The sequence below is a fragment of the Corynebacterium ulcerans genome, assembly GCF_900187135.1.
Taxonomy (GTDB): domain Bacteria; phylum Actinomycetota; class Actinomycetes; order Mycobacteriales; family Mycobacteriaceae; genus Corynebacterium; species Corynebacterium ulcerans.
Genome location: NZ_LT906443.1, coordinates 213,967 through 235,207, shown reverse-complemented (window position 1 = coordinate 235,207; position 21,241 = coordinate 213,967). Strand labels below are relative to the sequence as shown.

At 52.1% G+C, this 21,241-nt stretch carries 18 protein-coding genes; 14 read left to right on the top strand and 4 right to left on the bottom strand.

The features are described from left to right. Nucleotides 1–71: 71 nt before the first annotated feature. The 14 genes from arc (at nt 72) to CKV68_RS00950 (ending at nt 15,956) form a co-directional block, all read left to right on the top strand. Entirely contained in the window at nt 72–1,652 is a 1,581-nt protein-coding gene (gene arc, locus CKV68_RS01015) for a proteasome ATPase (RefSeq protein WP_095075431.1), read from the top strand. Next, a complete protein-coding gene (gene dop / locus CKV68_RS01010; protein WP_095075430.1) occupies nt 1,649–3,181 on the top strand; it encodes a depupylase/deamidase Dop in 1,533 nt (510 codons plus the stop codon). Before arc ends, dop begins: the two co-directional genes overlap by 4 nt. A 101-nt stretch (nt 3,182–3,282) precedes the next feature. Continuing rightward, a complete protein-coding gene (locus CKV68_RS01005) occupies nt 3,283–3,477 on the top strand; it encodes a ubiquitin-like protein Pup (protein ID WP_013911471.1) in 195 nt (64 codons plus the stop codon). 4 nt (nt 3,478–3,481) lie between these two features. Further along, nucleotides 3,482–4,939, top strand: coding sequence for a Pup--protein ligase (gene pafA / locus CKV68_RS01000; protein ID WP_038618449.1), 1,458 nt, complete (start codon nt 3,482–3,484; stop codon nt 4,937–4,939). Continuing rightward, nucleotides 4,936–5,925 carry a helix-turn-helix transcriptional regulator gene (locus tag CKV68_RS00995; RefSeq protein WP_095075429.1) on the top strand — a complete coding sequence of 330 codons (990 nt, stop codon included), beginning with the start codon at nt 4,936–4,938 and terminating at the stop codon, nt 5,923–5,925. The genes pafA and CKV68_RS00995 overlap by 4 nt, the downstream gene beginning before the upstream one ends. Continuing rightward, complete coding sequence (locus tag CKV68_RS00990) at nt 5,925–6,914, top strand: helix-turn-helix transcriptional regulator (RefSeq protein ID WP_095075428.1); 990 nt, start codon at nt 5,925–5,927, stop codon at nt 6,912–6,914. The genes CKV68_RS00995 and CKV68_RS00990 overlap by 1 nt, the downstream gene beginning before the upstream one ends. A 38-nt stretch (nt 6,915–6,952) precedes the next feature. Continuing rightward, nucleotides 6,953–7,237, top strand: a complete 285-nt coding sequence (gene tatA / locus CKV68_RS00985) for a Sec-independent protein translocase subunit TatA (RefSeq protein WP_029975304.1) — start codon at nt 6,953–6,955, stop codon at nt 7,235–7,237. A 107-nt stretch (nt 7,238–7,344) separates the two neighbouring features. Beyond that, nucleotides 7,345–8,433, top strand: a complete 1,089-nt coding sequence (tatC, locus tag CKV68_RS00980; RefSeq protein ID WP_095075427.1) for a twin-arginine translocase subunit TatC — start codon at nt 7,345–7,347, stop codon at nt 8,431–8,433. An 18-nt stretch (nt 8,434–8,451) separates the two neighbouring features. After that, nucleotides 8,452–11,208: a DEAD/DEAH box helicase gene (locus tag CKV68_RS00975; RefSeq protein WP_095075426.1), complete on the top strand. Its 2,757-nt coding sequence runs from the start codon at nt 8,452–8,454 to the stop codon at nt 11,206–11,208. Between the two features lie 39 nt (nt 11,209–11,247). Continuing rightward, the gene (locus CKV68_RS00970) at nt 11,248–12,390 is read left to right on the top strand and encodes a M24 family metallopeptidase (protein WP_095075425.1); all 1,143 of its coding nucleotides are present in this window, start codon (nt 11,248–11,250) and stop codon (nt 12,388–12,390) included. Then, a complete protein-coding gene (locus CKV68_RS00965) occupies nt 12,357–13,130 on the top strand; it encodes an SDR family oxidoreductase (protein ID WP_014525746.1) in 774 nt (257 codons plus the stop codon). The genes CKV68_RS00970 and CKV68_RS00965 overlap by 34 nt, the downstream gene beginning before the upstream one ends. Nucleotides 13,131–13,168: 38 nt before the next feature. After that, on the top strand, nt 13,169–14,455 hold the full coding sequence (cbiE, locus tag CKV68_RS00960) for a precorrin-6y C5,15-methyltransferase (decarboxylating) subunit CbiE (RefSeq protein WP_095076209.1): 1,287 nt from the start codon (nt 13,169–13,171) through the stop codon (nt 14,453–14,455). An 8-nt stretch (nt 14,456–14,463) separates the two neighbouring features. Beyond that, entirely contained in the window at nt 14,464–15,237 is a 774-nt protein-coding gene (cobM, locus tag CKV68_RS00955) for a precorrin-4 C(11)-methyltransferase (RefSeq protein ID WP_095075424.1), read from the top strand. Beyond that, nucleotides 15,225–15,956: a cobalt-precorrin-6A reductase gene (locus CKV68_RS00950; protein WP_038618431.1), complete on the top strand. Its 732-nt coding sequence runs from the start codon at nt 15,225–15,227 to the stop codon at nt 15,954–15,956. Before cobM ends, CKV68_RS00950 begins: the two co-directional genes overlap by 13 nt. A gap of 2 nt (nt 15,957–15,958) precedes the next feature. Here CKV68_RS00950 and CKV68_RS00945 read toward each other — a convergent pair whose 3' ends face one another. From CKV68_RS00945 to CKV68_RS00930, 4 genes are all read right to left on the bottom strand, one after another. Further along, on the bottom strand, nt 15,959–17,419 hold the full coding sequence (locus CKV68_RS00945; RefSeq protein ID WP_038618428.1) for an amino acid permease: 1,461 nt from the start codon (nt 17,417–17,419) through the stop codon (nt 15,959–15,961). Between the two features lie 261 nt (nt 17,420–17,680). Continuing rightward, nucleotides 17,681–19,186: a precorrin-3B C(17)-methyltransferase gene (cobJ, locus tag CKV68_RS00940; RefSeq protein WP_095075423.1), complete on the bottom strand. Its 1,506-nt coding sequence runs from the start codon at nt 19,184–19,186 to the stop codon at nt 17,681–17,683. Next, complete coding sequence (locus tag CKV68_RS00935) at nt 19,183–19,833, bottom strand: precorrin-8X methylmutase (RefSeq protein WP_095075422.1); 651 nt, start codon at nt 19,831–19,833, stop codon at nt 19,183–19,185. The genes cobJ and CKV68_RS00935 overlap by 4 nt, the downstream gene beginning before the upstream one ends. Beyond that, nucleotides 19,830–21,005 carry a precorrin-3B synthase gene (locus tag CKV68_RS00930; protein WP_013911456.1) on the bottom strand — a complete coding sequence of 392 codons (1,176 nt, stop codon included), beginning with the start codon at nt 21,003–21,005 and terminating at the stop codon, nt 19,830–19,832. Before CKV68_RS00930 ends, CKV68_RS00935 begins: the two co-directional genes overlap by 4 nt. Between the last annotated feature and the right edge of the window lie 236 nt (nt 21,006–21,241).

Below are 21,241 nucleotides of genomic sequence, written 5' to 3'. Positions count from 1 at the left end.
CGTGCGTTATGGCAACCACTAAAATCAACCCCGCCTCCTCCTAGTGCGTGTTGGTTAGTAAGGTAAGCATCATGCATTCAGCTCAAGGGAACGCTCGCGCAGAGGAAATAAATGATCAGCTGCACAACACTGAGGAACTCAAAGCAGCGCTCCGTCGACAGAAAAAAACAGCGGATGATTTAAGCGCTCGGAATGCCAAATTAGCCGAGTTGCTCAAAGCTTCTCGCAATAAGCTCATGGTCTTGAACGAGCAGATTGAAGAGTTAGCTACACCACCATCCACGTATGGCACGTTCTTGGAGTTTTCTTCGGACAAGAAGACGGCGGAGGTCTTTACAGCGTCGCGTAAGATGCGCCTGCAAATTTCTCCACTTGTTAATAAGTCTTTGCTGGTGCCAGGTGTGCAGGTTCGTCTGGGGGAGGCCAGCCACGTTGTAGAAGTTTGTGACTTCGATTCCACCGGTTCCCTGGCGACTCTCGTGGAGATGATAGGGACAAACCGTGCGCTGGTTGCGGACTATAACGGCGAAGAGCACATCGTGCGGCTAGCGGCCCCTTTGCTAGAAACCTTTTGCAGGCAACCGCGTGCAGGAGACACGCTTCTGGTCGACTCCCGGGCTGGCTATGCCTATGAGGTGATCCCCAAAACGGAGGTCAGCAAACTAGCTCTCGAGGAAATCCCAGATGTCACATACGCCGATATCGGTGGCCTCGATGAGCAAATCGAGCAAATTCATGATGCCGTAGAGTTGCCTTTCGCGCACCCAGAGCTCTACCGAGCTTACGATCTTCATCCACCCAAGGGCGTGTTGCTTTATGGTCCTCCCGGCTGCGGAAAAACGTTAATTGCCAAGGCCGTCGCGCACTCATTAGCGCAGCGAATAGGGGAGGGAAATCAAAGCTATTTTATTAACGTCAAAGGACCAGAGCTCTTAAATAAATACGTGGGTGAGACGGAACGCCGAATTCGACTCATTTTCGAGCGCGCCCGCGAATTAGCAGAAGAGGGACGCCCCGTCATCATTTTCTTTGATGAGATGGAGTCTATCTTTAGGACTCGTGGCTCAGGGGTGAGCTCAGACATGGAGACAACCGTTGTTCCTCAGCTACTCACAGAGCTCGACGGCGTGGAAAGCCTAAGCAATGTCATCGTTATCGGTGCCACTAACCGCGAAGAGCTCATTGATCCCGCTATCTTGCGTCCCGGCCGATTAGACGTGAAGATCCGAGTCCAAAGACCCGGCAAAAAAGCAGCTCAGGATATATTCTTTAGGCATCTCACAAAAGATATTCCGATCACAGAACCAGTCGCCGACCTTATCCACACCACAGTGAACTATCTTTTTGCGGATAAGCCTTATGTGGAACTAACGCTTATCGACGGCACCACGGAGATCCTGCATTACCGTGATTTCGTCTCCGGCGCCATGATTGCCAATATCGTCGACCGTGCGAAAAAATACGCGATCAAAGAACACATTGCCGGGCATGGACGAGGAATCGCTGCCGCGCATCTACTCGCCGCGGTAGACGCAGAGAACCGAGAAAGCGAAGACCTACCTAACACCGCTAATCCAGATGAATGGAGTCGGATCACCGGTAGACAAGGCATCCGGGTAACCCACGCTAGAGTTTTAGGAGGACACCGGTGAGCTTCATCGGAACTGAAACTGAATATGGCATCGCGACCCCTTCGGATGCCACGTTAAGCCCCATAGTGACGTCCACCCATGCGGTTGTTTCCTTCAGCATGCGGGAACGTTGCGCTAGCGGCGCACGCTGGAATTTTGCAGCTGAGCATCCCCTAAGAGACTCCCGCGGTTTTGACCTGAAAAGATACCATAGCGTCCCGATCATAGACCCCAACGCTATCGGCGTAGCCAATGCCGTACTAACCAACGGCGGACGGTTCTATGTGGATCATGCACACCCCGAGTACTCATCTCCCGAGACTACAAACGCATACGATGCCATGCTTTACGACGTCGCCGGCGACGTAATACTCAACCGCGCAGCCGAACTCGTTGCAGAACAAACCGCGGCGGGGGAATCCATACTTGATCATCATGAGCCCTGCCCACCCCTTAAAATTTATAAAAATAACGTTGACGGAAAAGGCGCAAGCTACGGCAGCCATGAAAACTACTTGTACCATCGCGACACTAATTTTGATCGACTAGCGCAATCGCTTATTCCGTTTTTCGTAGCCCGGCAAGTCGTTGCAGGGGCAGGACGTGTGGGCCTCGGACAACTGGGAGAAAAAGCTGGCTTCCAGATTTCGCAACGTGCAGATTATATCGAACAAGAGATTTCCCTTGAGACAACGCTCAACCGAGGAATCATTAATACTCGCGATGAACCTCACGCCGCTGCAGAAAGCTACGGCAGGCTCCACGTGATTATCGGGGACGCTAATATGTCCCACACCTCGATTTTCCTCAAGCTAGGGATGACAGCACTGGTCATTGATGCGATAGAAAAAGGGATTGACTTCAGTGACCTGAAACTCAGTAACGCTGTGGCCGAGGTAAGCACAGTGTCCCGTGACCTAGAGCTATCGCATCGCCTGACGCTATCAGATGGCCGAAAACTCACTGCCCTTGAGTTACTCGCACAGTATCGCGAAAGGCTCAACGCCACTACTGACGTCGAAAAGCGCGTCATCACTGCGTGGGATGAAGCCGTAGAGGCACTGAGCAAAGGTCCACAGCATGCTGCGCATCTACTCGATTGGTGTGCCAAACTTGCGCTCATCCGCTCTTACGAAGCCCGGGGAGTCTCCATTGCAGACGCCAAGATAAAGCTCATCGATCTGCAATATTCTGATATCGACCCCGCCAAAAGCCTCTTTCATGCCTTAGTTCGCAAAGGAAGAATGCGTACCCTTGCTACCTCCGAAGAGATCGCTCATGCCGCATGGAAGAGTCCTTTAGACTCTCGCGCCTATTTCCGAGGGCATGTGATCGAATCATTGCCAGGAAAAATAGTGGCCGCTAACTGGGAAAGCATCATCATCGCCGATGGATCCTCCCACGTGAAAATCTCTCTTCCACAGCTTGATACTCTCTGCTGTTCTTCTTCCCAAGAAGCTTTTGCAGACCTCAACGGCAATGTTGGCAGGCTCGTACAACGGATCGGGCATCTTGCTCCAGTAGAAAGATTGCTGCCGCAATCAGAATAAACCGCGCCTCTCTTACACACGCGTAAGATCACGTTACGTTAGCCTAAGTTGTAATGAACGCAGTCCACCAAGAACCAAGATCAAGGAGATTTCTTTAACTCATGAGCTCCCAACAAAAAAACATTAATGCTGGCGGTTCCAACTCTAACGACGACTTCCCGGACCCTACACTCGGCGCAGCTCAAGCGCAGATTTCAACAACCGGCGTCGATGATCTCTTGGATGAGATAGACGGCCTTTTAGAAAATAATGCCGAGGAGTTTGTTCGTTCTTACGTCCAGAAGGGCGGGCAGTAATACCGTGTTGTCGCCGCATTCCCACGCAGTAGCACCACACGCGGCTTTTACCAGGCGAATCACTGGAGTTGAGACTGAGTACGGGATAACGTGTGTCTCAGAGGGAGGCAGTCGTCGCTTAAATGCCGATGAAATCGCTCGATACATGTTCCGACCAGTAGTAGAGCGCTGGTCTAGCTCGAACGTCTTTGTTCCTAATGGTTCTCGCCTTTACCTCGACGTGGGGTCGCACCCGGAGTACGCTTCCGCAGAATGCGACTCTCTAGCGCAACTCGTTGCCTATGATCGTGCCGGAGACGTCATTGTTAATGAGCTTGCTGTTACTGCAGAAAAGAGCTTAGAAGCTGAGGGCATCGGCGGCAGCGTTTATCTTTTTAAGAACAACCTTGATTCTTTTGGTAACTCGTATGGTTGTCATGAAAACTACTTGGTAGGCAGAGACGTAGTCCTGAAAACCTTGGGCAAACAACTCTTGCCTTTTTTGATTACCCGTCAGCTCATCTGTGGCTCTGGGTCCATTCAAAATGGGGAGTTTCAGATTTCTCAGCGCGCCGATCACGTGTGGGAAGGCGTATCCAGCGCAACCACGCGCTCTAGACCGATCATCAATACTCGGGATGAGCCGCACGCAGATTCCCACCGGTTCCGGCGACTACACGTTATCGTCGGGGATTCCTCCATGTCTGAGGTAACTTGTGCTCTTAAAATCGGTTCCACCCAGTTAGTTTTGGAGATGATCGAGGCGGGCTTCGATCTTGCAGACCTAGAACTCGATAATGAGATTGCAGCTATTAGAGACGTCTCTCGGGATACAACGGGCAAGACTCTTATCCAGCTCAAGAATGGGTCGCAACAACACGCCATATCCATCCAGCGCAGTTATGCAGAAGCTGCACAACGGTGGCTCGAGATCAGGGAAGAAACCGGCGGAACCAGCAACGCTGCTATGACAGACATAGTAAATCTCTGGCTTAAGGTGACAGCAGCAATCGAATCAGGTGATGTGAGCGCACTAGAGCGCGATATCGATTGGGTGATAAAGCTCAGTATGCTGCAAAAATACCAAGCACGACTGGGATTGGAAGCAGATGACTTCCAACACCCTAAGCTGGCTCAAGTAGATCTGGCCTATCACGATATTCGTCCAGGTCGTGGCCTTTTTCGCGTCTTAGAAGCTAAAGGATTAGTTAATCGGTGGATCACTGACCAGGACATCCATCATGCAGTAGACAACGCCCCTGATACCACGCGGGCGGCACTACGCGGGCGATTCCTACACGCAGCCTCGCTTCTAGGAGCCCCTATCTCCACGGATTGGTTAAGGCTCAAAATCAACCGTCCGGAGCCTCAGATCGTAGAGCTCTCAGACCCCTTCTCTGCGGTTGACGAGCGCGTGGAAGAACTTATCGCTTACATGGAACAGCATGCAGAGTCTTATGCCCAGGAAGGTGTTCAGGAGTGAAAAAAGACACGGTCATGGAGCGGATCGTCAACGTTACTTTTGCCTTCCTTAACGCTGAAAGCCGCGGACACCGCTATCTCACAGCGGAATGGATTATCGAACATGTTGAGGGATATAAGAAAAACCCAGAGACAGGGGAGACCCGCTCCTATGAGGCAGCACACCAATTGTTCAAACGGGACCGCACGGCGTTACTACGCGCTGGTGTTCCCATTGAGACAGTAGCCACTAATGCACAGACTGCGTACCGACTCCAGGCGGAAGAATACCCACTGAAAAAAGTGAATTTTACTGCCGAAGAAGCAACGGTTCTCGCACTTGCCGGGCAGATGGGTCTAGGCGATGAACTAGCAACCTTTTCTCGTTCCGGTTGGACTAAGATCGCAGCCTCAGGCATTGATCGCGAGTTAACCGCAACACCTCGTTTCCATCCCGTAAACGACTGGAACTCTCTTTCGGCTTCTCACTTTGACGCAATATTAGAAGCCTGTCGGAGTAACAAGCGGCTTCGTTTTGAATACCTCCGCAATAAAGCATCTGCGCCACAATGGCGAACCATGGATCCCTGGGGGATTGTTTCCCACCGAGATCGCCTGTACTTAGTCGGCTTTGATATTGAGCGACAAGAAAAACGAGTTTTCCGCGTTACCCGCATTGTTTCTGTGGCAAAGCCAGAGCCCATCGCGTCCGAGGACATGTTCCATTCGCCGGAACCAGGGACAAACTTGCAAGAGCTAGTAGAAGAACAGTTAAGGCAAGGCCAAGTGCTCGTCAATGCGACGGTAAAAGTTAAAGAAGGTCACGGGTTTGAGTTCAGCTCACGCGGTACCCGTAATCACGACGGGAGCTATTCGCTTATCGACGTTGACCGGGATTGGCTGGTACGAACTGCTGTAGCCCTCGCGCCTTCAGCACTAGTCGTTGAACCCCAGGACGTCATTTCAGACATAGTTTCTTTACTTTCTTCTGCAGCAGAGGAGCCCTAATGGCTACGTCGAAAAGCAAAAATAGGCGTTTGACAGACCTTGTCCGCCTGCTTAACCTCCTGCCATATTTTGAAGCACACCCAGGTCGCTCAATGATGGAGGCAGCTACCGATCTTGGCCTTTCTCCTAGTCAGGTTCAAGAAGACCTCAGTCGGCTATTCTGCTGTGGTCCAGGAACTTTTCCAGACGAGCTTGTCGATCTAGACGCAGAGCTGCGCTCAGTTACTGTAATCAATAATCAAGGGATGGATGCTCCTCTACGGCTCACGCACACCGAAGCAGGCGCCCTTTTGCTTGCGTTGGAAACGCTAGAGCAGGTCCCAGGGCTGGTAAAGCGCTCAGCTGTACTATCAGCAGCCGAGAAATTACGGAAAACCATGGGGGAAGAGACCCATGGAATCTTTGACTCCACAGCTTTGGGGAATGATCTTGCACCCGAGCCGGATCTAGAAACGATCCGAGAATCGATGAACACTCGCACCCAAATTGAGTTCGATTATTACAACCGTAATCGCGACGAATTATCCCACCGTGTGGTGAGCGCAAGTCGCATCTTCACCAACGGAGGAGAGACGTACCTCACAGCTTGGGAAGACTCCAGTGAGTCCCACCGGACATTCCGGGTCTCAGCCATGCGCGCTATCGCACTCACCGAGCTTCGAGCTACCCCGCGATTGGAACGGGCCGTCTTTGACGAGTCAGACCCCTTCAACTTCTCTGCTACCTCAGAATTTGCCAAGCTTGAGCTCTCCGCAGAAGCTCTCTGGCTCGCAGATACCATCCCGTTAGAAGTCGAACAAGCCAACGAGAAGGGCTGGTATGAGGTGATGCTTCCGCTGGCTTCCAAGGAATGGGTTATACAATTTGCCTTAAGCAACCTTGATCGAGTGCGCGTGATAGCTCCACGTGATCTTGCTCAAGCAGTGCAGGATCGCGCCAAGCTCGCATTGAGCGTGTATGATCCAAAACGAGTAACAAGCAGCAAATAAACGCTGTTTTGGTCCTATGTCACAGTGAGGGGTACGCCATGAGCCTTGGTCCTACCGAAATCATCATCATTTTATTCCTTATAGTTCTGCTTTTTGGCGCCAAGAAGCTTCCAGACGCTGCACGTTCGATTGGCCGTTCTATGCGTATTTTCAAGTCTGAAGTCAAGGAAATGAGCAATGATGACCAGCGTGCCGAGCAGCAGCAGGCGCAGCTGATGCAGCAGCCTTATGTTCAGCCGCAAAATGGCATCGTTCCTCCGCAGACTCAGGCTCCGGTTGAATACCCAACCCAGCAGCAACAGCAGAATCCCCAGCACGGATAAGCGTTTTATTTAGCTACCGTGTTCTGAATAAAACCTTGTGGTTCCTAGTAATATGTGGAAACCACAAGGTCACTATTTTTACGTTAAGGCAGTAGGCAGGAATCTTAATGAGCTCGGTTGAAGCTTCCCCGCAAGGTGGCGTTGTCCCACGCCGTGGGCTTAAGAAAGTGTTTACGCGGGCAAAGAAACAAAACCATAGCGAAATGTCCCTGGTCGAGCACCTTCAAGAGCTACGACGCAGAGTGATCATTTCTGTTTTTGCCGTGATAGTCACAACGATCATCGGTTTTATCTGGTATCAGCATGCCGTTAACCTCTACTGGTTTTCTATCCCTTCTCTGGGGGATATTCTCCGTGGTCCCTATTGCGATCTTCCCCCACAAAAGCGCGCAGATCTTACGCATGATGGCACCTGCAGGCTGATAGCAACCGCACCGTTTGAGATGTTCATGCTGCGCCTTAAAGTAGGCGCATTGGCTGGTCTGGTCTTTGCTTCGCCGATCTGGCTGTATCAGATTTGGGCGTTTATCACCCCTGGGCTGATGAAGAACGAACGACGCTGGACATTTTCTTTTGTCAGCATTGCTGTGCTGCTGTTTATCTTTGGTGCGGTTCTTGCCTACTTTGTTCTTGACTATGGTCTTGAATTCCTCCTAGGCATCGGCGACGATGTTCAAACCGCCGCGCTATCTGGTGACCGTTATTTCAGCTTCATACTGGCACTTCTTGCCATGTTTGGAGTGAGCTTTGAAGTTCCACTCATTATCGCGATGCTCAACATCGTGGGGGTTTTACCGTACGAGGTCATTAAAGATAAACGGCGAATCATTACCGTTGTTTTGTTCATTTTTGCGGCTTTTATGACTCCCGGCCAAGACCCCTTCTCCATGCTTGCCCTCGGAGTGTCGCTCACCTTGCTGGTTGAGGTCGCCATGCAATTTGCACGGATAAACGACAAACGCAGAAATGTCTCGCGGCCTAGCTGGATGGATCTCGATGATGAGTCAGCGTCACCGCTTGATCTTCACGCAGGAGGAGTCGATTCGCCCAACCCTGTTACGGCTTCAGGTCCTGTGTCTGCGTCCTCTACTTTCGAGTCAAGCAACGACATTAATGCTCAGCCTATTACGCGGCCTGCTCCGCTTAAACAAACAAAACCCTTAGATTCTGGTACCAACTTCGACGACGTTCTCTAGGCACAGTAGCCTTAAGGCATGACGATTACGCCAGCCTCTGACTCTCATCTCCGCGAGTTCATCTCTCGGCAAAAGTTTCCCCTCGATGATTTCCAGATTCAGGGATGCCAAGCCATTGAAGATGACCGCGGAGTTTTAGTATGTGCGCCGACAGGGGCAGGCAAAACTATAGTCGGAGAATTTGCAGTCTCTTTGGCGCTTTCTCGTGGCACCAAGTGCTTTTACACCACGCCAATCAAGGCGCTCAGCAACCAGAAGTTCCATGATCTGGTTGAGGTCCATGGTGAAGAAGCTATTGGTTTACTCACCGGAGATGTATCCATCAACCACGATGCCGACGTCCTGGTGATGACCACTGAAGTTCTCCGAAATATGATCTACGCGCGATCAGAGGCTTTAACCAGGCTTACCCACGTGGTCATGGATGAGATCCATTTTCTATCCGATAAATCTCGCGGCGCGGTATGGGAGGAAGCAATTCTCGGTCTTGACGAATCTGTCAGCGTGGTTGGTTTATCTGCCACTGTCAGCAACTCGGAGGAATTTGGCCGCTGGCTGGAAACAGTCCGAGGAGACACCGAAGTTATTGTTTCTGAGCACAGGCCGGTTCCCCTTAACCAGTGGATGATGGTGGGACGCCGTATTCATCCGCTATTTGAGCCGGATTCAGGCGGTGAGGTCAACGCTCGGCTTGAAGATCACATCGATCGTTTAGAAGGAAAGGAAGCGATCGACCGAGGGCGTGCTCAGTTCAAAGCTGGAGGCTTCCGTGCACGTTCGTCCGGAGACTCTCATAGTTCACGTTCAGGCCGTCCGCGACAAGACCGGTATCGCCCTCTTGGGCGTCCGGAGGTTCTTGATGTTCTACAAAGCCAAGACATGCTTCCGGCAATCACCTTCATCTTTTCCCGTGCCGGATGTGAAGGCGCACTATATCAGTGCATGCGTTCCAGCATCGTGCTCACGGATCAACAAGAGGCAGAAGAAATCGCCCGGATCGTCGATGCCGGAGTAGCCGGTATCCCAGAAGAGGACCTGAAAGTTCTTGATTTCCGCAAGTGGCGGTCTGCACTGATGCGTGGCTTCGCTGCCCATCACGCTGGAATGTTGCCTGCTTTTAGGCACATAGTCGAAGAGCTTTTTACTAAAGGCCTCGTGCGCGCTGTTTTTGCTACGGAGACTCTCGCGCTTGGCATTAATATGCCAGCCCGGACAGTCGTCCTAGAAAAACTCGTCAAATACAATGGTGAAGCGCACGTAGATCTCACTCCTGGTCAATACACGCAGCTCACTGGCCGCGCAGGCCGCCGTGGCATCGATATCATCGGAAACGCTGTGGTCCAGTGGGCGCCAGCAATGGATCCGCGTTCCGTGGCAGGACTTGCATCAACGCGAACCTATCCGCTCATATCGACCTTCTCACCCGGCTACAACATGTCGGTTAATCTGCTTAAAACCATCGGGTTTACCCCGGCGCACCGGCTCTTAGAAAAGTCGTTTGCGCAGTTCCAAGCAGATGGCAGCGTGGTGGACGTTGTACGGAACATAGAGCGCTCCGAAGCCCGGGTTAAAAAACTTGAAACACAGCTCAGCGCTCATATCCCCGAAGAAGATATTGAGAAGTTTGTAGAATACATTGACCTCAGACGTGAGCTTACTGATGAGGAACGCCGGGCAAAACGGCACTCATTGGAACAACGAGAGATAGAGGTTAGCAGGGTCCTAGCCAGCCTTAATCTCGGAGACGTGATTGCTATGCCAGGCAAAAAACGCCCGCTATTAGCCGTGGTCGTGCAGCCTTCCAATAACTCTTCTGACCCTAAGCCCTGGGTCACTATGGAATCTGGTTGGTCGGGGAGAGTGGATACCACTGCTTTCCCAATGCCCCCTGTGGTGGTAGGTCATATGAAGCTCTCTCGCGCCACGATTGCCCAGCCTCGGAAAAACTCCAAGTATGTGGTCAGACAATTTGAAAAACTCACATACTCCCGTCCTAAGCGTCTCAAGACTCAGCAGCGTCATCGGCCGACGGAAAAGATCACTGAGCTTCGCGCCCGCATACGCTCCCACCCAGCTCATCAGTGGGATAACAGAGAAGACCTTGCAAGAATCGGAGAAAAACTCGCGCGCGCACAGAAAGAGACATCTCGACTGCGTACCACAGTAGAAACCGCTACCGATACTCTGGGGAAGACGTTTGACCGAATCTTGGGACTGCTCGGAGAACTCGACTACGTGGAGTTTATCGATGGCATTCCACAGGTAACGGAAGAAGGGGAAAACCTTGCCAAAATCCACAATGAATCGGATTTGTTAGTGGCACAGTGCCTCAAACGCGGAATCTGGGATGGGCTCGATCCCGCAGAGCTTGCCGGCGTTGTCAGTATGTGCACATTTGAGAATCGTAAAGAAACGCGTGGTGAACCGGAAGCTGCAACGGAACCCATGGCCGTGGCAATGAACAATACACTCCGACTTTGGGATGAGCTCAGCGTTAATGAACGCCGCTACCAGTTGCCTGTAACCAAGTATCCAGAAGCTGGTTTTTCTCTAGCTATTCATCAATGGACGGCTGGCGCGCCACTTGGCTATTGTCTCGCAGCTGCCGCAGAATCAGGGGCGGAGCTCACCGCAGGTGATTTTGTGCGGCAGTGCCGTCAGGTTATTGATTTACTCGAACAGATCAGGTCAACTGCCTACAGTAAAGAGACGAAAAAATCTGCTCGGTCTGCCATTGAAGCAATACGACGCGGTGTGGTCGCTATAGGCAGCTAGGTGGCGTCGATAAGCTTTAAGTTCTCTAGAATAAGCACTATGTCTATCAATGAATATCGAGGTTTCGCCCCCGAAGTCTATGCGCATAGGATCGCACGCGCAGCTGCTCTTGCGCGCGAATCGGGTTTAAGCGGACTCATTATCGGAGCAGGCGCACAATTTGCCTATCTCACCGGTTCCTGGATCTCAACACACGAGCGGCTTACGGCCCTGGTGATTCCAGCTTCCGGGGCTCAACCCACCCTGGTCGTGCCGGACGTAGATCGAGGTGACTTACGGAAATCCTCTGTTTCGCTTCTCGGCATTAACGTTCTCGGTTGGATAGACGGACAAGACCCCTATGCGGCCGTGATAAGTGCGTTGGGGGAACCTCCTCACACGATCGTTGGCGTAGGAGAGGAACTCACGGCTAATCACTTGATATCACTTCAAAATATTCTGGGAAAGCAATCAGTTACGGTACTGGCGACTGCCGTTCTAGCCGAGTTATTCATAGCCAAGGATACTGAGGAAATCGAGCAGCTACGAGCAGCTGCTCAAGCTATCGACAGAGTCCACGCGCAAGTGCCTTTCCTCCTGCAACCGGGGCGGACAGAAGCCGAAGTAGCCGAGGACTTGGCTGTACTCATCAAGAAAGACCATTCAAAGGTCGACTTTGTGATCGTAGGAAGCCAGGTCAATGGAGCTAATCCACACCATGATTACTCAGATCGCGAACTCGTACCCGGAGACATGGTTGTGGTTGATATCGGTGGTACTTACGGTGTGGGCTATCACTCGGATTGCACCCGAACCTATGTTGTTGGGGGCAGCCCTGATCTCTTAGATGCAGACGCGCAACAGATGTACGATGTGCTTCTCCGTGCACAGGAAGAGGCGGTTAAAGCTATTAAACCTGGGGTCACCGCAGCAAGCATTGATAAAGTAGCCCGCGATATTATTTCGGAGGCAGGCTACGGACACGCATTCATCCACCGCACCGGCCATGGCATTGGCTTATCGACGCACGAAGAGCCCTTTATCATGGAAGGAAACGACCTTGTTCTCCAACCAGGTATGGCATTTTCCGTCGAACCAGGTATTTATCTCGAAGGCCGTTTCGGCGCTCGCATTGAGGACATCGTCGTGGTAACAGAAAACGGCTGTGAATGTCTCAACAACCAACCACGGACGCTCCAGTGACCTCCAACGTTCGCACCTTGCTCATCCTTGGAGCCACCAGCGAGATTGGCGGGCAGATAGCGCGACTCCTAGCGCCTGGCCGCCATGTGGTGCTCGCTGCGCGCCGCACTGAAGCTCTCAAAGACCTTAGTGCGGAGCTCATGGACGTGGGAGCCGTATCAGTACATACTGAATTTTTCGATGCTTCCGACCTGCGCTCACATCGGAAGATAATAGAAAATTCCGGCGATATTGAACATGCCATAGTATGTTTCGGCATTCTCGGAGACCAAGAGACCGCCGAAGTTGATGAACACCATGCTGCGAACATCGCCACGATAGACTACACGGCACAGATTGTTGCGCTTACTGTCCTCTCGGATCGCATGAAGCGTAACTCTCAACCCAGTACCATCACGGCTTTCTCCTCTATCGCTGGTTGGCGAGCTCGGCGAGCTAACTACGTCTACGGGTCGACTAAGGCTGGCTTAGACGCCTTTTGTCAAGGCCTCAGTATGGCTTTACACGCAACGAATCTCCGCATGATCACTGCTCGACCTGGGTTTGTGATTGGAAGAATGACTGCTGGAATGTCTCCTGCGCCTATGTCTGTGACACCGGATGTCGTGGCCCAAGCTGTTGTACGGGAGATAAATACTGGAAGGAGGTCCGCCACACTGTGGATACCTCGGCGCCTCATAGCACTAGCCCTCCTCATGCGTGTGGTTCCTAGCTCAATATGGCGGCATATGCCACGCTGATCACAGCGAATGCCTTTTGTATCGCTAGAATTTTTTCTATGAGTACGGAAGCGACCTCGTTACGGCGTATTGCGGTAGGAGATTCAGTAGCCACAACGGGTTCTATCACCGTGGTAGGGATTAGCGCCGGTGGCGTAGATGAGTTGGGATCCCAAGCGCGCGAGGCCATCTACCAGGCAAAAGTGATCATTGGCTCGTGGCGTCAGCTAGGACTCGTCCCTGATGATGTCCCCGCGGAACGCCGCCCATGGCCGTCTCCCATGCTTCCCAAGATCCCGGAGATTTTTGCAGAGTTAACAGACCAGAATGTGGTGGTCTTAGGCTCCGGCGACCCGATGTTCCATGGCATCGGGTCAACACTCATACGGATGCTTCCGCAACACTCGATTACAGTCATCCCGCATAGTTCTTCAGCATCCCTTGCGTGTGCGCGTCTAGGATGGCCCCTTGACAAAACTCCCGTGTATAGCCTGGTTACCAACGCTGTAGACCATCTTGTGCTTCCGATACAACGCGGTGGACATTTCCTGGTGCTCGGGCAAGATGAAAAAACTCCTGCCCGTATCTGCGACCTGTTACTTGAGCTCAACCAATCAGACGCACACGTAACAATACTCAGCGATTTGGGTAGCCCCGATGAGGCCATAGCTTCAGGAACTGCAGAAAATCCTCCTACCGCTACGAGCGCCCTCAACGTTATTGCGGTCTCTCTACAACGTGCGGGCGAGAGCATGCTTCCTGGACTTTCCGACGCCCACTATCTCTCCGATGGCCAGCTCACTAAGCACCATGTCCGAGCTCTGACGCTATCGGCTTTGGCTCCTCGCCAAGGCGAGACCTTATGGGATATTGGTGGGGGTTCTGGTTCCATCGCTATCGAGTGGCTTCGATCCACACTTGGTACAACTGCAGTCTGCTTTGAGGTCGTTGAGGAACGCCGCAACCGCATCGCAGAAAACGCACGGACGCTAGGCGTTATCGACCGCTTAGCCATCCACAACGGGGCACCCCAGTCTTTCGACGAGGTCCCTACATCTCCGGATGTCATATTCATCGGAGGCGGACTCACAGCACCTGGGATCTTTGAGGCCGCATGGGCTAGGCTTCCGATAGGCGGCCGTCTTGTAGCTAACGCAGTGACAATTGAAAGCGAAGCAATGCTCTGGGAGCTAAGACAAGCATTGGGCGGAACCATGGCGCGTTTCGATATTTCGCAAGAACATAACGTGGGATCTTTTACCACGATGAAGCCAGCGCTGCCTGTACTTCAGTGGGTTATTACCAAATCCAACACCACTGCCATTGATAAAACCGTAGAAAATTAAAGGTATACATGACTGTCTATTTTATTGGCGCCGGTCCAGGTGCCGCAGATTTGTTAACGCTACGCGCACAAAAACTCATCAGCACCTGCCAAGTGTGTATGTATGCTGGCTCTATTGTTCCGGCTGAGGTCTTAGACTCTGTTCCAGACAATGCCGAGGTCATCAATACCGCTCGTATGCCGTTAGATGAAATTACCCAGCGCATTCTCGACGCACACGCCGAGGGAAAAGATATCGCACGGCTGCATTCCGGCGATCCTGCCATTTATTCTGCTGTGGCCGAACAAGCCCGGCGTCTCACCGCGCATGGCGTGGATTATCAGATAGTGCCTGGGGTACCTTCCTTTGCAGCTGTTGCTGCAGCATTAGGACACGAGCTGACCGTACCTACGGTAGGTCAAACCGTCATCTTAACGCGTGTATCCGGACGAGCTTCGGCGATGCCGGAAGGGGAGGATCTGAGCACGCTGGGACAAAGCGGAGCCACGTTATGCATACATTTAGCAGCCCACGATATCGACCGCGTGGTAGCAGAGCTCATCCCTAATTATGGCGAGGACTGCCCGGTCGCCGTTGTCGCTTTTGCCTCCCGCCCAGAGGAGAAAATCATTCGGGGAACTCTCGCAGATGTTGCGATAAAAGTAAAAGAATCAGGCATTACTCGCACAGCAATTATCGTTGTCGGTCGAGTTTTAACTGCCGAAGGCTTCCCGGATTCCTTCCTCTATTCCGATGGACGTCCTCGAGATGCAGAAGGAAGGACTATTCCATGCGTGCACTGATTCTTGGTGGCACTGGCGAAGCTCGGGAAGTCGCTCAGTTGCTTTACGACGCTGGCTGGCATGTTACTAGCTCGCTCGCAGGAAGAGTTGCAAACCCTAAACTACCTGTAGGAGAAGTGCGCATTGGTGGTTTTGGCGGCCCTATGGGTCTTACCCAATGGCTGATCAAGGAAGGCGTGGAAGTAGTCATCGATGCCACGCATCCTTTTGCCGAGCGTATTAGTATTTCCGCTGCGGAAGCCACACGAGCCACCGGAATTCCGCTCATCGCACTCCATCGCCCTGCGTGGGTAGCTGCCCCCAGAGATCGTTGGCGACCCGTCTCTTCAATGGCCGAGGCAGCCCGCCTGGCTGCTAGAGATTATCACCATATTTTTCTTACTATCGGACGCCAGCAACTTGCCCCTTTTGCCGAGGATCCTCATAACTTGTACGTAATACGCACCGTGGAGCCGCCGCAGGTGATACTTCCGCAGCGGCACCGATTGATTATGTCTCGTGGTCCTTTCACCGTAGCTGATGAAAAGAAGCTCATGGTGGATAATCAGATTGATTGCGTTGTCACCAAAAATTCTGGTGGTCCGTTGACAAGCGCTAAATTGGACGCAGCACGCGAGCTTGGAATTGACGTGATCATGGTCCAGCGCCCTGTTTTGCCTCACGCAGCGTACACAGCTGCTTCTGCGACAGAAGTCATGGACGTCATACAAAAACTCTAAAATTAACGCTCGTTATCCACGAATACAGCGCCGTCAATTATGCGGTGATGGCGCTTGGCACACGTAAAATACATCAGGGTCATGACTGCTAAAAAGCCGATTCCCACGGCAAGCGCTAGGTGGTATTCAGGAAGCCACACCATGATTCCAAAAGTAAAAGCGATAAAGCCAATGGCAAAGTACTGTCCCCACGGCCACAAAGGAACTTTATAGCCTAGAGCTGCTATTTCTGTAGCACTCATTTTTCTCCGTGAGAAGAGATGTGCGAGAAGAATCATCAACCAGACATATACGGTGGCAAACGTGGCTAATGCTGCAACGATCTCAAACACGCGGTCGGGCAGTACCACGTTGAGGGCCGCTCCGATGATCAGCACGATGACCAGAATAACCGTGGTCATGACAGGGACATTACGGTAGGTATGCGCCATCGCTTTCGGCGCAAGGTTTTGTTTTGCTAGTCCAGTAAGAACTCGCCCCGCGCCAAATAAGTCCGCATTAATTGCTGACAGCGCCGCCGCAATCACCACCACATTCAGCAGAGCCGCTGCCCACGTTACCCCGAGGGAATCAAATATTTGAACAAAAGGAGACTCATCGCCGGTAATAGTCCGCCACGGGTTGATCAACAAGATCACCAAAATCGCGAGAACATAAAAAAGCAAAATACGCAGAGGAACAGTATTAATTGCTTGTGGAATCGACTTTTCTGGATTTTCTGCTTCTGAGCCTGCCACACCGATGATTTCAGTGCCGCCGAAAGCAAAGAGCACCAACATGAAGGATGCAATCATCCCCTTTATGCCGTTGGGGAAGAAACCGCCGTCCGCAACGAGATTTGCAGGTCCAGTCTCTGCATTACTCAGGCCAAAAACAAGTACTGCCGCACCACCAATGATCATCGCGATAACAGCCCCGACCTTGATGAGAGTGAAAAAGAATTCCAGTTCCCCGAATGCTTTTACAGTAGCTATATTCGCCGCGCCTACTATCAGCAGAGTCACTACAACCCATACCCATTGGGAGACATGTGGAAGCCAAAACTTCATATAGATGCCGATTGCAGTGAGGTCGGCCAAACAAACTATGACCATTTCAAAAGCAAACATCCACCCGGTGATATAGCCGGCCCAGCCGCCCATATGCTCACGTGCATATTCCGCAAAAGATCCGGAAATAGGGTTGCGAACCGCCATCTCACCCAATGCCCGAAGCATGAAATAAACCACTGCGCCACCGAGCACATAGACAAGCAATACTGAAGGACCTGCTGCTTGTATAGCCCCAGCTGAACCATAAAAAAGGCCTGTTCCTATGGCAGATCCTAAGGCAATGAAATGAAGGTGCCGATGTTTTAAGCCACCGTTGCGTCTAATTCGAGAAGTACGAACTTGCCGCTGCTTTATGTTAATCGGTAACTCTGCCACGGATTGAGCAGGGGAGCCACTGTCATTGGCGCTCATCGCAATGAGTCCTTTCTAAAAAAGACCTCTCCGTCTACGGGATGAGGCCGCAGCTAAGATCTCACCAATGCAATAACACGTATTCATCCGAACACGACGTTTCTTGCCTCACGGTTTTTCGTGCCGGCTCCAGCTACCCGGAATAGTTTAGACCGCTTTGTATTCAGCTCATATAACAGCTGTTCACAGCTCTTATTCGAGTCACGCCCTTAACCTATAGCAAAAAGCTACCGCGGTTTTACACAGCGATAGCCTTTTGGGTTATTCGTAGCGTCGTGAAGTAAAAACGCGGAGTCCATCTGCTCCTATGTATTGGCGCGTTGTCGACGCTCCCACGATCACCATGGTGCGCATGTCAACAATGTCTGGGTCAAAGTCTCGCAGGGTAGTCACCACAACTTTTTCCTGGTCGGATCCCACCGCACGAGCCACAATGACGGGGGTATCTTCCGGCTGGTATTCCAAAACAATCTCTCTCAGTTTTGCTACCTGCCAACGACGTTCCTTTGATGCAGGGTTGTAGCAGGCAAAAGCCATGTCAGCACCTGCGAGCGCACGGATACGCTTTTCCACGATCTCAAAGGGCTTGAGCCGGTTAGACAAAGAGATCATCCCAAAATCATGGCCTAAAGGTGCGCCTACTCGGGACGCTACGGCTTGCGCCGCGGTCATACCGGGGATAACGCGAACCGGCACCTCGCGCCATTGTTCGTCATCAGCTGTTTCTAGAACTGCCGCAGCCATGGCAAACACTCCGGGATCCCCAGAAGAAACCACCACAACTTTTCTTCCCTGTTTTGCCATGTCTAAGGCCATTGCTGCGCGCTCAGCTTCCACCTTGTTATCGGAGAGGTGTCGGCGTTGCCCGGCGCGCAGAGGCACGCGGTTGACATAGGTGGAATAACCAACAATGTCAGTGGCGTTTTTTAATTCCGTGGTGGTCTCGGGTGTCATCCACCGTGAGGCACCAGGCCCGAGGCCTACGACTACGACTTCCCCTAGGGCAGCATCCTGGCGATGCGCTTTGGGCAATACACCATGTTTTTGGTGCACCAACGAGGGGACAACCGCTACTGCGAAATAGGGGATAGAATCCGGATCGGCTTCAAGTACAGGGATTGTGCTTTGCCCCTCCATTCCTACGCGCTTTACCACGTACGCTCGATCAGCAACTCCTGCATCTATGAGGCACTGTCGAACTTTTGTAAACGTACGACCCAGCTTCATCACGACTGCTGTGTCGCAATCAAGAAGTCGCTGGGTTAGTTCAGCGCTAGGAAGTGTTCCTGGGATGATCGAGAGAACTTCATCATCCTCAGATAGCGGCATACCCAAGACATCAGCTGCAGCAGTAATAGAGGGGATTCCTGGGATGATTTCTGCGGGAAATTCTTCTGCGAGATGCTTATGCAAGTGCTGGTACGAGCTATAAAGCATGGGATCGCCGAGTGCCAACACAACGACGGTTTTACCTTGCTGTAGGTATGTGCGAAGTCGCTGGGTGGCATCAAGGTAGAAGTCGGCCATAGCTCCGGCATATCCTCCGGGATGATCAGTGATTCCTGTTGTCACTGGATATTCCAGAAGTACATACTCTTGTGTGTCCGTTAAATAAGCTTCGGCGATCTTCCGTGCAGCTGATGTTCCGTTAGGCCGAGCATGGTAAGCAATTACGTCTGCGTTTTGAATAGCTTTTACGGCTTTGACTGTTAACAGTTCGGGATCGCCAGGGCCTACCCCTACGCCAATGAGTCGTGCCTCGCTCACGGGAGTATCTCCTTTTCTGTGGCAAGAGCATTAATAGCAGCACATGTGATGGCGGAGCCGCCACGACGTCCATGGACGGTAACAAACTCAGTACCAAGATCTGCGGCCACATTAGATAAAGCTGACTTGGATTCAGCAGCACCGATGAACCCCACGGGGATCCCGATAATTGCGGCGGGGCGCGGCCGGGCGGCATCTTCGGCAAGCCAGTTCATTAAGTGGAAGAGCGCTGTAGGAGCGTTGCCGATAGCTACGATGGCGCCGTCGAGACGCTCAGCCCATAGTTCTACTGCCGCGGCAGATCGGGTTGTGCCGAGTCGGGCTGCAAGTTCTGGGATGCGTTCGTCTTTAAGCAGACAGATTACGTCGTTGTCTGCGGGAAGTCGTTTACGGGTCACTCCGCTTTTTACCATGTTGACATCAGTAAAAATGGGGGCTCCCGCTTTAAGCGCACTTCGAGCTGCGGGAACAAGGTTCGCCGAGAACTCAATGTCCTCAGCGAGATCTACCTCACCGGCGGCATGAATCATACGGACAGCAACTTGTGCTTGGTCTGGATCAAAGTTACTGAGATCGGATTCCTCACGAATCATCGCAAAGGATTGACGGTAAATCTCATTGCCGTCGGTGATGTAGTCAAAGCTCACCTTGCTGATACCTCGTACTCTCCGTCGCCGGTGGCAACGTATTCCGTGTGATGGGATAGGGGATGACCGCAACGGCGATCGCACCCTGAAAAGTGTACAAGGCCCTCTGGTGCTTTATCTGAAAGGACCAACTGTGTTGCGTCCTTTTGGGTGTTGGATAAAGATTTCTGGCAACCTGGCAGACCGGTGCACGCGGTTACGCGTAACCATGGTGATTCTTGGTCAAAAATCAGCCCAAGCGGTGCCAGTACTTTCACCACGGCATCTGCATCATGGTGAGGGAGATCGTGGATCACGATTGATGCCCAAGGGGTAATCGTTGTCTCTGCATCTATAGCGCTTAAAATATCGGCAACCTGCGCAGTGAGGAAGCCAAAGCGAAGCCCCGCTCCCAAAGAAACACGCTCATCACCAAGGTCAATCCAACCAACCGGACGCGCAGATCCCTCAATGACTGGAGGGGTTACCGGTTGTGTGTCCACGGAAAAGTGCGTCTGGACTTGATCGAGGATGTGAGCGCGTATGGATGGGCTTTCATGTAGACGCCACGAGTCTTCACGATTTTCTTGCCACATTCGCGCGGCAAAAGTAAGCACCTCGGGGATGATGTCTAGGGTATTCAGGCGAATCTCAGTGATCTGCCCGCCCAGGATCATATGGTGTGCATCATCAAGTGCGATAACGCCGAAGTCTGGCCTTTGGCCCAGAATGTCGCCTTCGCCTGCGTCAAACCCAAAAAGGGTGCGCCCAGACAAACCCGAGACTACGTCATCGTTTAAAAGCGCAGCGTCTAAGCTTTCTACTAGTGGCCGCAGCTCAGGGTGCAGGGGAGAGGCTAGGATGTTCCTAATCTTATCGTGGCTCCGCGAAGGCAAGAACCCAGCCTTTTCGACCACGGTGGCAAACTGTGCTTCATCTTTCACACCGCGGAACTGCATATTTCCTCGGGTAGTGATGTGAATTGTTCCATCACCAAGTTCTCGAGCGATCTGGGCAATCGTTTTCCATTGTTCTGGGCGTACTCGCCCGCCGGGGAAGCGAACGCGCCCAATAGATCCGTCCGTAGCGTGATGCAGCTTAAGCGCACCAGGGCACATATCAGAACGACTACGGTCAGGATGAGCAATCAGTACTGCTGATTGCGAGGGATTAGGGTGGGTCATGCGCAACATGATAGTAAAAACAAACACACTTAAACCAACATTGTGACCTGTAAAACTTTGTTGAAATCAACACTTTTCTTAAGTTTTTTGACACTTTGCGCGCCATACATGCCTGATATAGGTGGGAACATCACAGAGCAATCATCGCTGTTAGCGAGCGCCTCACCCCCATACAGCCCCAACTCACAGCACAGATTAGCTAAGGTAGTACACGCCCTTGGGCATGCTGTTAAAAACAACGTAAT